Source organism: Acidovorax sp. GW101-11A03 (assembly GCF_059424825.1).
The window spans coordinates 1-1,286 of record NZ_JBWKZU010000143.1 but is presented as its reverse complement, the minus strand read 5'-3'; the positions used below and the strand labels follow the sequence as shown (position 1 = coordinate 1,286).

General features: G+C 72.7%; 1 protein-coding gene. It reads left to right on the top strand.

Translation table 11 applies throughout. The features are described 5' to 3' along the window. Nucleotides 1-1,286: efflux transporter outer membrane subunit (locus AC07Z7_RS25075; RefSeq protein ID WP_494768045.1), on the top strand; the 1,286-nt coding region annotated here is incomplete at both ends.

The following is a 1,286-nucleotide window of genomic DNA, read 5'->3' as shown; positions in this document are numbered from 1 at the left end:
ACGCCACCCTACGAGCGCCCCGGCATGGACATCCCGGCGGCCTACAAGGAGCAGGCCGCCGCCCAGGCCCAGGGCATCTGGAAGCCCGCACAGCCCCAGGCGACCTCCACGCTACCGCCCACCTGGTGGACGGTGTACGGCGATGCTGTGCTGGACCGCCTGCAGCAGCAGGCTGATGCCAACAGCCCCACGTTGGCGCAAAGCGCCGCCCGCCTGCGCGCCGCCCAGGCAGCGGTGGCCAGCAGCAGCGCTGCCGCACTGCCCACCGTGGGCGCCAATGCCAGCAGCAGCCGCGCGCGCAGCGGCACGCAACTATCCGACGGCAGCAGCACCGCGCGCATCAGCACCAGCCATTCGCTGGGCCTGTCTGCCAGCTGGGAGCTGGACCTGTGGGGCCGCATCTCCGCTGGGGTGGGTGCCGCGCAGGCCAGTGCCCAGGCCAGTGCCGACGACCTGGCTGCGGCCCGCCTGTCGCTGCAGGCGGCCGTGGCGCAGACCTATTTTTCGCTGCGCACGGCCGAGGCCCAGGCCGCGCTGCTGGCCGAGACGCTGAAGGCCTACAACAAGAGCTGGGAGCTGACGCGCAACCGCCAGGCGGCGGGTGTGGCGTCCAGCGCCGATGTGGCGCAGGCCGAGGTGCAGTACAAGACCACCCAGGTGCAGCTGCTGGAGGCGCAGACCACGCGCAGCCAGCTGGAGCATGCGCTGGCGGCCCTGCTGGGCCAGGCGCCTGCGGCCTTTGCGCTGGAGGCCACGGCCGCGCTGCCCGCTCCGGCGGATGTGCCCCAGGCCCTGCCGTCCGATCTGTTGCAGCGTCGCCCCGACATCGCTGCTGCCGAGCGCCGCGTGGCCGCCGCCAACGCGCAGGTCGGCGTGGCGCGCGCGGCGTATTTCCCTGCGCTCACGCTGTCGGCGGCGGGCGGCTACCGGGGCGCGCCCCTGGCCGACCTGTTCAGCGCGCCCAACCTGTTCTGGTCGCTGGGGCCGGCGCTGGCGGCGTCGATTTTTGATGGCGGCGCACGCAGCGCAGCGGTAGAGACCGCCCGCGCCAACCATGCGCAGGTCACGGCCGCCTACCGCCAGACAGTGCTGACGGCGCTGCAGGAGGTGGAAGACAACCTCACCGCCGCCGCTGCATTGGCGCAGGAGGAGCAACTGCAGCGCGAGGCCACCGCCGCTGCGCAGCGCGCGCTGGATGTGGTGGAGAACCAGTACCGCGCGGGCACCGTGGGCTACCTCAATGTGCTGAATGCCCAGACCACGGTGCTGTCGTCGCAGCGCAGCCT